At 66.9% G+C, this 12,904-nt stretch carries 12 protein-coding genes; 10 read left to right on the forward strand and 2 right to left on the reverse strand.

What is annotated here, in order from left to right:
- Positions 1-49: 49 nt before the first annotated feature.
- Both V5A53_RS08325 and V5A53_RS08330 read left to right on the forward strand, forming a co-directional pair.
- A complete protein-coding gene (locus V5A53_RS08325) occupies positions 50-1,234 on the forward strand; it encodes a thiolase domain-containing protein (protein WP_332313133.1) in 1,185 nt (394 codons plus the stop codon).
- Entirely contained in the window at positions 1,228-2,610 is a 1,383-nt protein-coding gene (locus V5A53_RS08330) for a zinc ribbon domain-containing protein (RefSeq protein ID WP_442928606.1), read from the forward strand. The genes V5A53_RS08325 and V5A53_RS08330 overlap by 7 nt, the downstream gene beginning before the upstream one ends.
- On the opposite strand, the gene V5A53_RS08335 is transcribed toward V5A53_RS08330, so the two are convergent.
- Positions 2,607-3,188, reverse strand: a complete 582-nt coding sequence (locus V5A53_RS08335; protein ID WP_332313135.1) for a hypothetical protein — start codon at positions 3,186-3,188, stop codon at positions 2,607-2,609. The two genes, V5A53_RS08330 and V5A53_RS08335, sit on opposite strands and share 4 nt — an antisense overlap.
- Positions 3,189-3,290: 102 nt before the next feature.
- On the opposite strand from V5A53_RS08335, the gene V5A53_RS08340 reads away from it, so the two are divergent.
- From V5A53_RS08340 to V5A53_RS08355, 4 genes are all read left to right on the forward strand, one after another.
- Positions 3,291-3,767 carry a YbaK/EbsC family protein gene (locus V5A53_RS08340; protein ID WP_332313136.1) on the forward strand — a complete coding sequence of 159 codons (477 nt, stop codon included), beginning with the start codon at positions 3,291-3,293 and terminating at the stop codon, positions 3,765-3,767.
- A gap of 99 nt (positions 3,768-3,866) precedes the next feature.
- The gene (locus tag V5A53_RS08345; protein WP_332313137.1) at positions 3,867-4,880 is read left to right on the forward strand and encodes a metal ABC transporter solute-binding protein, Zn/Mn family; all 1,014 of its coding nucleotides are present in this window, start codon (positions 3,867-3,869) and stop codon (positions 4,878-4,880) included.
- 77 nt (positions 4,881-4,957) lie between these two features.
- Positions 4,958-5,698 carry a metal ABC transporter ATP-binding protein gene (locus V5A53_RS08350; RefSeq protein ID WP_332313138.1) on the forward strand — a complete coding sequence of 247 codons (741 nt, stop codon included), beginning with the start codon at positions 4,958-4,960 and terminating at the stop codon, positions 5,696-5,698.
- Positions 5,698-6,753 (forward strand): metal ABC transporter permease, encoded by a 1,056-nt coding sequence (locus V5A53_RS08355; protein ID WP_332313139.1) that lies wholly within the window; start codon positions 5,698-5,700, stop codon positions 6,751-6,753. Before V5A53_RS08350 ends, V5A53_RS08355 begins: the two co-directional genes overlap by 1 nt.
- A gap of 118 nt (positions 6,754-6,871) precedes the next feature.
- On the opposite strand, the gene V5A53_RS08360 is transcribed toward V5A53_RS08355, so the two are convergent.
- A complete protein-coding gene (locus tag V5A53_RS08360; RefSeq protein ID WP_332313140.1) occupies positions 6,872-7,678 on the reverse strand; it encodes a universal stress protein in 807 nt (268 codons plus the stop codon).
- Between the two features lie 167 nt (positions 7,679-7,845).
- Between V5A53_RS08360 and V5A53_RS08365 the strand changes: the two genes are divergently transcribed.
- The 4 genes from V5A53_RS08365 to V5A53_RS08380 form a co-directional block, all read left to right on the forward strand.
- A complete protein-coding gene (locus V5A53_RS08365; RefSeq protein ID WP_332313141.1) occupies positions 7,846-9,939 on the forward strand; it encodes an acetate--CoA ligase family protein in 2,094 nt (697 codons plus the stop codon).
- Positions 9,936-10,994 carry a phosphotransacetylase family protein gene (locus tag V5A53_RS08370; RefSeq protein ID WP_332313142.1) on the forward strand — a complete coding sequence of 353 codons (1,059 nt, stop codon included), beginning with the start codon at positions 9,936-9,938 and terminating at the stop codon, positions 10,992-10,994. The genes V5A53_RS08365 and V5A53_RS08370 overlap by 4 nt, the downstream gene beginning before the upstream one ends.
- Positions 10,995-11,051: 57 nt before the next feature.
- Entirely contained in the window at positions 11,052-11,762 is a 711-nt protein-coding gene (locus tag V5A53_RS08375) for a class I SAM-dependent methyltransferase (protein WP_332313143.1), read from the forward strand.
- Positions 11,763-11,938: 176 nt separating this feature from the next.
- Positions 11,939-12,904: inorganic phosphate transporter (locus V5A53_RS08380; protein WP_332313144.1), on the forward strand; the 966-nt coding region annotated here is incomplete at its 3' end.

A 12,904-nucleotide genomic window follows, 5' to 3' on the forward strand; every position in this document is an offset into this window, starting at 1 on the left:
CTCTGCCGTTGTCGTCGCGTTTATACCTCGACATGGCGACCCACCGAGTATGCGAGATGCCTACGTCGTCGGGGCGGGCCAATCGAAGTACGGCTCCTTCCCCGACGAGAGCTATCGGTCGCTGTTCGGTACGGCGGTCGAGAACACGCTGGATAGCGTCGACGACGGCGCGGACATCGACGAGATAGACGAGGCCTACGTCGGTACCCTCGGCGTCGGCGGCCGCCAGCTCGGCCTTCCGGGCCCGGCGGTCACCGAACACGTCGGCCTCCACGGCGTACCCGTCACCCGCGTCGAAAACGCCTGTGCGGCTTCGGGTTACGCCGTCCGACAGGCCGTCATGGCCGTCCGCTCGGGGATGGCCGACGTCGTGCTGGCCGGCGGCGTCGAGGTGATGACCGACCTCTCCGGCGACGCCGTCCGCTACTGGCTCGGGGTCTCCGGCGAGACCGAATGGGAGCGGATGTCCGGCACCACCTTCGCCGGCGTCTACGCGCAGATGGCCTCCGCGCACATGCGCGAACACGGGACGACCAAAGAACAACTCTCCCACGTCGCCGTCAAGAACCACGAGAACGGCGCGAAGAACCCGAAGGCCCACCTCGGATTCAGCTGTACGCTCGACGACGCCGTCAACGCGCCGGACGTCGCCGAACCCCTGAACCTCTATCACTGCTGTCCGACCACCGACGGCGCCGCGACCGCCCTGATCGTCAGCGAGGACGTCGTCGAGGAGTACACCGACGAACCGGTCCGCGTGGCGGGCGTCGGCGCCGCCTCCGACCGCGTCGGCCTGTTCCAGCGCGATACCTACAACTCCGTGCCGGCCTCGAAGAAGGCCGGCGACGAGGCCTACGAGGAAGCCGGCGTCACGCCGGAAGACCTCGATTTCGCCGAAGTCCACGACTGTTTCGCGATTGCCGAACTGATGGCCTACGAGGACCTTGGCTTCTGCGAGCGCGGCGAGGCCGGCCCCTACATCGAATCGGGTGCCACCCGCCGGGACGGCGAGTTGCCCGTCAACACCTCCGGCGGTCTGAAATCGAAGGGTCATCCCATCGGCGCGACGGGCGCCGGACAGGTCGTCGAGGCCTTCGACCAACTGAAAGGCCGTGCCGGCGAGCGGCAACTCGACGACCCGCAGGTCGGCCTGACGCACAACGTCGGTGGCTCCGGCGGTGCCGCCGTCGTCCACGTCTTTGAGAAGGAAGACGCCGAGGAGGTGGAATCATGAGCCGCGGGATTCTCGCCGTCGGTGCGTACGCCCCCGAGAACCGCGTTCCCGCCGAGGCCTTCGAGAACGCCTGGGGCAGTTTCGACGCGCCGGGCGTCGAGACGAAGGCCGTCCCCGACGGCGACGAGGACGCCCTGACGATGGGCGTGCAGGCGGCCCGCCGGGCGCTGTCCGCTGGCGACGCCGACGGCGAGGCTATCGATCATCTCGCCTTCGCGACGACGAACCCGCCGCTGGCGGAGGAAGACCAGACCCCGCGGCTGGGTTCGTATCTCGGCGTCCCGGATTCGGCGACCCGCCGGACGCACACCGGCAGTACCCGCGCCGGCGTTGATGCCCTCTTCGACGCGCTGGAGACCGACGGCACCGCCCTCGTCGTCGTTTCCGACTGTCCCGAGGGCGAACCGGACGACAGCCGCGAACACGCCGCAGGTGCCGGGGCCGTCGCCTTCGTCGTCGGCGAGGACGCACCCGCAACCGTCGCCGACAGCGCGACCGAAAGCGAAGTCCGGCCCGGAACCCGATTCCGCGGTCACGGTGAGAGCGATGTGGCGGGCCTCGATACCGGCACCTACGGCCGGGCGGCGTTCCGCGAACCCATCGAGGCCGCCGTCGACGCGCTCTCGGTCGAGACCGACACGGATGCCGTAGCGGTGCAGGCGCCGAACGGCAAACTTCCCTATCGGACCAGCCTCGACAACGAGGCCATCGCCGCCGTCGAGACCGTCTCCGAACTCGGCGACACCGCCGCGGCGAGCGTCCCGCTGTCGCTCGCCACGGCATTCACCGAGGGCCACGACCGCACCCTCGCCGTCGCCTGGGGTTCTGGCGCCGGTGCAACGGCCTTCGTCGTCGAGGGCGTCGCGCCCATCGAGACCGCACTGGAGGGAGACCGCGAACTCGATTACCCCGCCTACCTCCGCCGCCGCGGTGACATCGTCGGCGAGAAACCCGACGGCGGCGCCGCACACGTCTCCGTGCCCACCTGGCGTCGGAGCGTCGCCCAACGGCATCGCCACGAGGCCGGCCGCTGTCCCGAATGCGGCGCCGTGGCGTTCCCGCCGGACGGCGCCTGTCCGGCCTGCCGGTCGCTCGTCGAGTTCGAACCGGTGACGCCCGAACTGACCGGAACCGTCGACGCCGCGACGACCATCGGGCAGGGCGGCGCGCCGCCGGAGTTCGCCGAACAGCAGGCCCAACAGGGCGCCTTCGGTGCCGCTATCGTCCGCTTTTCGGCCGGAGAGGGCGAAGTCGCCCTGCCGATGCAGGCCACCGAGAGCGTCGACGTCGGCGACACCGTCCGCGCGGTCCCGCGACGCGTCTACGTCGAGGAAGGCGTCCCGCGATACGGGCTGAAGGCGCTGCCGCAGGACTAGTCGGGCGTGGGGGTCGGTGTCCCCGGGAACTCGGTCGCGGTCGGTGAGCCCGTCGATGTGTCGCTGCCGCTTCCGCCGTCGCCGGCGCTGACGCTTTTGCTGGCCGAACTCGACCCCGAGGTCTGCCCGCGCTGGTCGACCCGCACGGAGCCGGGTTCGCCGTTCGCGAACTCGAAGGTCGCCACGTACTCGATCTCGACGATACAGGTACTACACGCCTCGTCCGCGTCGGAGCCGTCGACGCTCTCGACTTCCACGTAGAGGGTGTCCTCCTCGGTGACGTACTCGCCGCGAACGAGTTCCGCGGTGTAACAGGAGTTGTTGCCGTCGAGGACCCCCTCGACGGTGACGAGACCGTCCTCGGTGATCACGTCGTGGCCACCGAATTCGTCGCCGCATTCGACCCGCTCCACCTCGAAGGAGCGGTCCTCGAGATAGGGCTCGTCGTCCGCCGGGTCGTCGGTCTTCACTTCGTCGGTCTGTTCGGGGTTCGAACCGCCGAAACCGTTGCTGCGAAGACAGCCCGCAACACCAGTCGCCGTGGCCGCCGCGGCCGCGAGGAGGGCACGTCGCTTCATGTCCCGTCCTTCCGCGGCATATATAAAAGGGATGCCGGACGTTCAAACGAGCCTTTCACATACGGCGAGGGATTCTTGACCTGCCGGGTCCACCACGCTCGCATGCACCCACGCGCCGAGGAGTTCAGCGAACGCGCCGCAGACGAGTACGGGTTCGACGTCGAGGTCCACGAGTTTCCGGAAGGGACGAAGACCGCGGCCGACGCCGCCGAGGCCATCGGCTGTGACGTCGCCCAGATAGCCAGTGGCATCGTCCTTTCGGCGGGCGACGAGCTCGTCGTCGTCATCACAAGCGGCGCGAACCGCGTCAGCGAAGCCAAACTCGCCGATCTGGTCGGCGTCGACGAACGCGATATCTCGATGGCCAACGCCGGCGATATAAAGGAGACGCTGGGGTGGTCAATCGGCGGCGTCCCGCCGTTCTGCCACGACGCCGACGTGCCGAGGTTCATGGACGAGACGCTGACCGACTTCGAGGAGGTGTGGGCCGCCGCCGGGACGCCGGAAGCGGTCTTCCCGATCTCCCCCGAGATGCTCCGTGAGCTCTCCGGCGCACGGGTCGCCGACGTCGCCGACTGACGTGCGGTCTAGTAACTGGAGGTCGATATACAACCAAGATTATTAAACACAACCTCTAAGATAATAACATTTTTAATCGGTGAACCCATATCCGCATCCATGTCACCGACACGAAGGTCGTTTTTGCGAAGTGGAGCCGGGGTACTCGCCGCGGGCGCCATCGCCGGCTGTCTGGACGGCGCCGCGGGGGGCGGCGAAGGCGTCGATTCGGGCTACGCCGCCTTCTTCACGCTCCACGAGTGGGCCGAAGCCGTCAGCGGTGACCTCGCGGATTTCGAGGACCCCGTCGACGTCGGGCAGATGGGCCACGGCTGGGAGCCGACCGGCAACGTCACCGCCGACATCGCGTCGACGGACGCCTTCGTCTATCTCGACTCGCCGGAGTTCGGCTGGGCACAGGACGTCGCCGCAACGCTGGAGGCCGACTACGAGAACATCGCCGTCATCGACGCGCTGGCCGGCCTCGAAGACCAGCTTATCGAGGGCGACCACGAGCACGAAGAGGACGATCACGAAGATGAAGAAGACGATCACACCGAAGACGAACACGAAGAGGACGACCACGACGACGATGGCGCCTTCGACCCGCACGTCTGGACCGACCCCGTCCTCGCCAGGGAGATGGTCGCCAACATCGCCGACGGCCTCGCGGCGGCCGACCCCGACAACGAGTCGACCTATGGGGAGAACGCGGACAACTATCGGGCCGACCTCGACGCCCTCGACGAGGCGTTCGAGACGATGGTCGAGAAGGCGGACCGCGAGGCGGCGGTTCTCGCGGGCCACAACTCCTTCCAGTATCTCGAGGCCCGCTACGGTTTCGAACTGCACACGCCGGTCGCCATCTCGCCGAAGGCCCAGCCCAGCCAGTCCGACATCGCCGACACCATCGAGTTCGTCGACGACAACGGCATCGACGTCGTCCTCTACGACCGCTTCGAGTCGCCGAACCTCGCGGAGACCATCGTCGAGAACAGCAACGCCGAGGAGACGCGAGCGATCAGCCCGGCCGCAGGAACCACCCCAGAGTGGAACGACGAGGGCTGGGGCTACATCGACCAGATGGAGCAACTGAATCTCCCGGCATTGCGGGACGCGCTGGGTGCCGAGTGACGATGGCGACGACGAACGAACCTATATCAAAAGTAGAAAACATAAACCCGAGCGGCACCGACTCGGAACCAGCTACCGTGCCCCCAGCCGTCTCCGTCGAGAACGTCACGTTCGCCTACGGCGACCAGCCGGCCGTAGAGAACGTCTCGCTCACCGTCGAGCAGGGCGATTTCCTCGGACTGGTCGGCCCGAACGGCTCCGGGAAGACGACGCTTTTGCATCTGATGCTCGGCCTGCATACCCCTGACGAGGGGACCATCGAACTCTTCGGCGACCCCGTCGAGGAGTTCGAGGCCGGCGAGCGCATCGGCTACGTCTCCCAGCAGGCCACGGAGAAGGGCTCGACCATGCCCGTTACCGTCCGCGAAGTCGTGACGATGGGCCGCTTTGCCCACGCCGGAATCGGCCGCCTCACCAGCGCCGACGAGGCCGCCGTCGACGAGGCGCTCGAAACGGTCGGCATCACCGACCTCGCCGACCGCCGCATCAACCAGCTGTCGGGCGGGCAGCGCCAGCGGGCCTACATCGCCCGCGCGCTGGCCTCCGAGGCCGACCTGCTCGCGCTCGACGAGCCGACCGTCGGCGTCGACGCCGAGTCACGGGACGCCTTCTATCACCTCCTGGATTCGCTGAACGACGACGGCATCACGGTCATCCTCATCGAACACGACATCGGCGTCGTCACCGACTGCGCCGACCACATCGCCTGCATCAACCGCGAACTCTACCACCACGGTGACACCGCATCGTTCGTCGAGAGCAACGCCCTCGAGGAGGCCTACGGCACCAGCGGCCAGGTCCTCCATCACCACCACTGATGGCGGGCGAGGAAACCGAATCCGACGGCGCGTCGGCCGCGACCGGGTATCTCCCCAGTCGACGCAGCATCGAACACGCCGGCATCGCCGTAACCGCGCTTCTCGCGGCGATCATGCTCGGCTTCATCCTCCTCTACTGGCTCCGCGAGGTGCCGGTCGCCAGCGGCCTCTACGAGCAGTACCGCGCCTTCGGCCGTCTCATGGACGCCACCTTCGGAACCAACGTCTTCCGGCATCCGTTCATGTGGCAGTCGATGGCGACGGGCGTCTTCGTCGGCATCGTCGCGCCGCTGGTCGGCACCTACCTCGTCCACCGCGAGATGGCGCTCATCGGCGAGACGCTCGCCCACACCGCCTTCGCCGGGGTCGCCATCGGCTTCCTCGTCGGCGGCGTCACCGGCTGGAACGCGCCCATCCTGCTTTCGGCGCTCGTCGTCGCCGTCCTCGGCGCCCTCGCGGTCCAGTGGCTCGCCGAACACACCGACACCTACGGCGACGTACCCATCGCCATCATGCTCACCGGGAGTTTCGCGGTCGGTACGCTGCTCATCAGCTACGGCCGCGGCTTCACGGGTATCAACATCGAGAGCTACCTCTTCGGGAGCCTCGCGGTCGTCACCGTCGAGGGCGCCCGCCTGATGGCCGTCCTCAGCGTGCTCGTCATCGGCGTCGTCGCCGCGACGTACAAGCAGATGCTCTTCATCACCTTCGACGAGCAGGCCGCCCGCGTGGCACGGCTCAACGTCACGTGGTACAACACCCTGCTCATCGTCATGACCGCCGTGGTCGTCGTCGGCGCGATGCAGGTCCTCGGCATCATCCTCGTCGCCGCCATGCTCGTCATCCCAGTCGCGACCGCGACCCAACTGGCCCGGAGCTTCCGGGAGACGCTGTATCTCGCCATCATCTTCGGCCAACTGGCCATCATCGGCGGCTTCGCCATCTCCATCCGGCAGGGGCTTCCCTCCGGTGGCTCCATCGTCGTCGTCGCAATCGCCATCTACCTGCTGGCGATCGCCGTCTCCAGCCGGTCGAACCCGCTTGCGACCCACTGATTCCGCCGGTGGCAGCCGTCCCGACCGCCCGAATCCGGAGACGCAGTATCTGCGACCGACGGCCTCGCGCCGATATTCGGCTTACCCACACTCGTTCACGAGTGGTTTGCTGGAGGGCTCACTCCTCGTCGGTCTCCTCGTCATCGTCCAGTTCCTCGTGCTGGACCACGAATACCGGACCGAGAAACTGCTTGGCGACCTGGTCCGCCGTCATCCCGAACAAGAAGGTCGTCACTGACGGATCGGATTCCCCCATGACGACTGCGTCGTAGTCGTCGGCAGCATCGACGATCATCTCTTGCGGATCGCCCTCACGTTCGATCCGGGTATCGATCACGTCCGAAGAGATTCCCCCTTCGGAGAGTCGAGTCGCGACCGCATCGAGCAGCGTCTCCACGTCTTCGTCGGTTTCGTCCTCTTCAGCGACGTGGTACAGCGTGATGTTGACCTCAGGGGGTGGGGCTTGCCCGCGCGGCAAGGTCGACCGAAGGCGCGAGGTGATTCCTTCGTCGTCGGTCGGTGCGAATAGCCCCGAGATCAATCGAACGAACCGATCGATGCCGACGACTCCGCGGATCGCGACGAGTACGTTCTCGATCGGCCTCGTCGAATTCGGGATCAGTACGGCGAGGCAGTCGTGTTCGTCCGTCACCCGGTCGATCGTTGTCTGGCCATCGTGAGTGAACACGACTTGGGATTCGACTGTCGCACCCGCGTCTTCGAGTATCGACGTGAAATCGTCGAGACGACGAGTGGCTTGCTCTTCGAACTGTTCGCGCGCCTGATCCGTCGCGGTCTGGTCCGGTACGGCGTGGTAGCCAAGCAGGACGACGTGTGCGTTCGCGAGGAGTTCCGGCACGCCCTCCGGAATTGACTCCCCTTCGAGCACACGAACCGGAACCAGGATAGTGGGTCTGTCGGGCATTATCTGAACGTCTCGTTGAATACGATTGGACTGATTACGGAAATAGGCCCGGCCTGGCAATAAAGGCAGGGAATTACCGGATCGTACGGATTTCAGACGTACGTATCTTGAGTGTTTCAACGGCGCCCGCCCGACCTATTTAACGACGGCATCCGAATCACCGACCGATGAGCGAACTCGCGGGGCTGTTCGCCCCACAGTGTGTCGCCGTCGTCGGCGCGACGGAGCGTAAGGGGTCGGTCGGCAGGGCGGTCGTCCGGAACCTGCTGGCGGATTTCGAGGGCGATGTCGTGCCGGTCAACCCGCGGTTCGACCGACTGTTCGACCGCGACTGCCACGAGAGCGTCGCGGGGACGGGCGCCGACCTCGCCGTCGTGGCGGTGCCGGCCGAGACCGTCCTCGATGTGGTCGAGGAGGCGGGCGAAGCCGGCATCCGGAACGTCGTCGTCATCTCCGCGGGGTTCGGCGAGGCCGGCCCCGAGGGATCCGACCGCGAGGAGCGACTGGTCGAGATCGCCGAGCGGTACGACCTGAACCTCGTGGGGCCGAACTGTGTCGGCGTCATCTCGACGCCCTCGGGACTGAACGCCACCTTCGGCCCGCAGAACGCCCTCCCCGGGTCTATCTCCTTCATGAGCCAGTCCGGCGCCTACATCACGGCAGTCCTCGACTGGGCGGCTGACCGCAACCTCGGGTTCAAGGACATCGTCTCGTTGGGCAACAAGGCCGTCCTCGACGAGTCGGATTTCGTCGCGGCGTGGGGCGAGGATCCTGATACCGACGTCGTGTTGGGCTATCTCGAAGGAATAAGCGACGGCCGGCGGTTCATCGACGTCGCTCGTGAGGTCACCGCCGAGACGCCCGTGTTGGCCATCAAATCCGGGCGGACCGAGGCCGGCGCGACGGCCGCGGCCTCACATACTGGCGCCATCGCAGGCAGCGAGGAGGCCTACGATGCCGGCCTCGACCAGGCGGGCGTCATCCGCGTCGACACCGGCGAGGAACTCTTCGAGTTCGGCCAGATGCTGGCCGGCCAACCGCTCCCAGAGGGCGAAGGCGTCGCCGTCGTCACCAACGCCGGCGGTCCCGGCGTGATGGCGACCGACGCCATCGGCGACGCCGAGGCCGAACTGGCGAGTCTCGAAGCAGAGACCAAGAGCCGTCTCGCCGAGTTACTTCCCGACGCAGCGAGTGCACGCAATCCGGTCGACGTCATCGGCGACGCCGGCGCCGACCGCTTTGCGGCTGCACTGGAGGCGGTCCTCGAAGACCCGAACGTCGGTGCGGCCGTCGTCATCGCCTGCCCGACGGCGACGCTGGCCTTCGAATCGCTGGCCGACACGATCGCGTCGGTCACCGACGACCACGACCTCCCGGTCGCGACGTGTCTGATGGGCGGCGAATCGACCGAGGCAGCCGCCGCGACCCTCGCCGACCTCGGCCTGCCGACCTACTTCGACCCCGCCCGGGCCGTCCGGAGCCTCGATACCCTCTTCGAGTATCGCGAGATACGCAACCGGACATACGAGTCGCCGAAATCCTTCGACGTCGACCGCGAGGCGGCCCGCGAGATACTGGAGACGGTACAGGACCGCTCGGACAACCGACTCGGCGTCGAGGCGATGGACCTGCTGGAGGCCTACGGGATTCCGACCCCGGAGGGCCGCATCGTCGATTCGCCGCGGGCGGCCCGCGAGACGGCCGCCGCCATCGACGGCGACGTGGTGATGAAGATCGTCTCGCCCGACATCCTCCACAAGACCGATATCGGTGGCGTCGAGGTCGGGGTCGCCGACGAGGACGTCGCGGACATCTACGAGGCGCTCGTCACTCGCGCGCGGAACTACCAATCGGACGCGAGGATCCTCGGCGTGCAGATCCAGGAGATGGTCGACCTCGATGCGGGCGTCGAGACCATCGCCGGCACGAACCGCGACCCACAGTTCGGCCCGCTGCTCCTCTTCGGCCTCGGCGGCGTCTTCGTCGAGGTGTTCGAGGATACCGCGACCCGCGTCGCGCCGGTCTCCGAACGGGAGGCCATTGGCATGATAGACGCCATCGACTCGGCACCGCTGCTCCGCGGCGCCCGGGGACGAACCCCCGTCGACGAGGCCGCCGTCGTCGAGGCGATACAGCGACTCTCGCAACTGGTAACCGACTTCCCCGCCATCGTCGAACTGGATATCAACCCGCTCGTGGCGACTCCCGACGGCGTCGCCGCGGTAGACCTTCGTCTCACCGTCGACCCCCACAAACTATGACGATACTCGTCACCTCGACCGACCAGAGCACAGGCAAGACCGCCGTCGCACTCGCGCTCGCGAAGGCCGCCGAGGCCCGCGGCGAGGACGTCGGCTACATGAAACCCATCGGCACCCGACTCCGGTCGGCGGTCGGCAAGACCCTCGACGAGGACCCCCTGCTCGCTCGCGAACTGCTCGACCTCGACGCCGAGACCCACCAGATGGAACCCGTCGTCTACTCGCCGACCTTCGTCCAGGAGGTCATCCGCGGCCACGAGGACATCGACGCGCTCCGAGCGGGAATCGAGTCCAGTTTCGACGACCTCGCGGCCGACCACGACCGCATGGTCGTCGAGGGCGGCGGCGCACTGTCGACGGGCGGCGTCATCGGGCTGACCGATGCCGACCTCGCGGAACTGCTCGATGCGACGGTGGTGCTCGTCGCTCGCTACGAGGAACCGAGGGACGTCGACGACGTCCTCGCGGCGGCCGACTCGTTGGGCGACCGCCTCGGCGGCGTTCTCTTCAATGCCGTCCCCGACGCCGCGTTCGACGACCTCGCCAGTGACGTTGCCCCGTTCCTCGAAAGTCGGGGCGTCCGTGTCTACGGGACGATCCCGTATCAGGCCGACCTCGCGGGCGTCTCGGTGGCCGACCTCGCGACCGAACTCGGGGCGCAGGTGCTGACCGACGAGGCCCCGACAGACGCGCTCGTCCAGCGGTTCGTCGTCGGCGCGATGACCGCCAACGAGGCCCTCAAAGGCCTCCGGCGGGTCCGCGATGCCGCGCTCGTCACCGGCGGTGACCGCACCGACATCCAGACGACGGCACTGGAGGCCTCCGGCGTCAAATGCCTCCTGTTGACCGGCGGTATCCGCCCGCCGGAGGCCGCCCTCGGCCGCGCGGAATCCGAGGGTATACCGGTCCTGCTCGTCCGAACCGACACCAAGACGACCCTCGACCGCGCGGAGACGGTCATCAGTTCGGGTCGGACCCGCGACGCCGAAACCGTCGACCGGATGGGCGAGTTGCTCCGGGACTACACGGACATCGACGCGATGCTCGGCGACTAACGTTCGTTGGTACCGTGTCACAATAAGACACATTTCTTTCTCGGTCCCATCCCCGACATGGACGACGCCTTCGGTCGGATGGTGTTGGACTACTACAACGACGAGTACGACGGTAGCGGCCGCTACCGGAGCCACACGGGCGAGACCCGCGACGGCCATCCCGAGTGGTACTTCACCGATTCGTTCCCCGACGAGACCGAGGCGGCCCTGGAACGGGTCCGAGCCGTCGACGGGCAGGTCGTCGACGCCGGTTGTGGCGCCGGCTCGCACGCGCTCGCCCTCCAGCGTTCGGATGTCGACGTCCTCGCGACGGACGTCAGCGAGGGCGCGCTCCGGGCGGCCCGCCAGCGTGGCGTGGACCGACTCGCGCGGGCGGACCTGCGGTCGCTGCCGACCCGTGCCGACTGCGTCTTCCTCGCGGGCACGCAGTTCGGCATCGGCGGAACGGTCGAGGCCTTTCGGGAGACCCTCGACGCGCTCGCCGCCACGACGACGCCCGACGCGCGCCTCGTCGGCGACCTCAAGGACCCCTTCGTCGTCGCCGAACACCACATCGCAGGCAAAGAGGAGATCCGCGAGTTCGACCCCGACTCGGGCGCCGGATACCGACGGATGCGAACCGAGTACCGCGATCTGAAAGGCCCGTGGCTCGACTTGCTGTGTCTGACGCCAGAGGCCGCGCGGGACGCCGTCGAACCGACGAGGTGGTCCGTAAGCGAGGTTATCGAGGGCGAGGGGGCGCGCTATTTCCTCGTTTTGGACCGATAGCGGAGGTGCCGAGACTCGTGAGAACGACTTCGTCCGGAATCCGCAACTTTCATTCAACGATAATTCCGCGATATATACGGCGAGGTTATAAGGTCAGGGTTGCATCCAGTTACACCAGGTGCGGGTAATTCAATCAGCATGTCTCTAATGGAAACTCCGTGTCAGGAGCGGTCTTCATGATCTCGCTGCTTGTCATCGTCGGCCTACTCGTCGCGGCCTTCGTCGGGTTTAATATCGGCGGTTCGTCGACCGGCGTCGCGTTCGGGCCGGCAGTCGGGAGTCGACTCGTCAGGAAGGTAACCGCGGCCACCCTCTTCACCGTGTTCGCGTTCTTGGGAGCGTGGACGGTCGGACGTAACGTCATCGTGACGATGAGCGAGGGTATCGTTCCGGCCGCACAGTTCACCCCGGTGGCGGGTGTCGGCGTCCTGTTTTTCACCGGCCTCTCGCTGCTGGTCTCGAACATCTATGGCGTCCCTGCCTCCACGTCGATGACGGCCGTCGGTGCGATCGTGGGACTCGGACTCGCAACGGGGTCTCTCGACGAAGCACTGATGTTCACGATCGTCTCCGCGTGGATCGTCGCCCCGCTTATCGCCCTCGGAATCGGTGCCGTCATCGGCCGGTACGTGTATCCCCAACTCGATGCCCACCTGTCGTTTACACGCCTCGAACGACAGTTGCTCCAGATCGACCGCTCGAGCCGTTTTCCCCGCGTTCGATTCAACAAGAACGCGTCACTGCGTGACCTCGTCGGCTCGGCGCTGGTGGTCGGAATCGCCTGCTACATGGGGTTCAGTGCGGGCGCCTCGAACGCGGCGAATGCGGTCGCTCCGCTCGTCGGCAACGGCACGGTTAGTATCGATCAGGGCGTGTTACTGGCCGTCGCCGCGATCAGCCTCGGCGGGTTCACGATCGCGAGGCGCACCCTCGCGACGGTCAGTGACGGTATCACTGACCTCCCAATTCTGGCGGCACTCATCGTCTCCATCGTGGGTGCGACGATCATCACCGTCCTCTCGTACTACGGCATTCCCGCGAGCCTCGCAGTGAGCACGACCTGCTGTATCATCGGCCTGGGCTGGGGTCGGGCGAGTCGCGCCGCCACGCTCGCAGAGCTCGCCGCTCCCTCGCCCGCCGAG

The organism is Natronomonas sp., assembly GCF_036625485.1.
Classification (GTDB): Archaea; Halobacteriota; Halobacteria; order Halobacteriales; family Haloarculaceae; genus Natronomonas.

Coding starts and splice junctions, on each gene's coding strand:
- V5A53_RS08335 (WP_332313135.1), bottom strand. CDS start 3,188: ATGAAGCGACGTGCCCTCCTCGCGGCCGCGGCGGCCACGGCGACTGGT.
- V5A53_RS08360 (WP_332313140.1), bottom strand. CDS start 7,678: ATGCCCGACAGACCCACTATCCTGGTTCCGGTTCGTGTGCTCGAAGGG.
- V5A53_RS08325 (WP_332313133.1), top strand. CDS start 50: ATGCGAGATGCCTACGTCGTCGGGGCGGGCCAATCGAAGTACGGCTCC.
- V5A53_RS08375 (WP_332313143.1), top strand. CDS start 11,052: ATGGACGACGCCTTCGGTCGGATGGTGTTGGACTACTACAACGACGAG.
- V5A53_RS08365 (WP_332313141.1), top strand. CDS start 7,846: ATGAGCGAACTCGCGGGGCTGTTCGCCCCACAGTGTGTCGCCGTCGTC.
- V5A53_RS08370 (WP_332313142.1), top strand. CDS start 9,936: ATGACGATACTCGTCACCTCGACCGACCAGAGCACAGGCAAGACCGCC.
- V5A53_RS08340 (WP_332313136.1), top strand. CDS start 3,291: ATGCACCCACGCGCCGAGGAGTTCAGCGAACGCGCCGCAGACGAGTAC.
- V5A53_RS08355 (WP_332313139.1), top strand. CDS start 5,698: ATGGCGGGCGAGGAAACCGAATCCGACGGCGCGTCGGCCGCGACCGGG.
- V5A53_RS08345 (WP_332313137.1), top strand. CDS start 3,867: ATGTCACCGACACGAAGGTCGTTTTTGCGAAGTGGAGCCGGGGTACTC.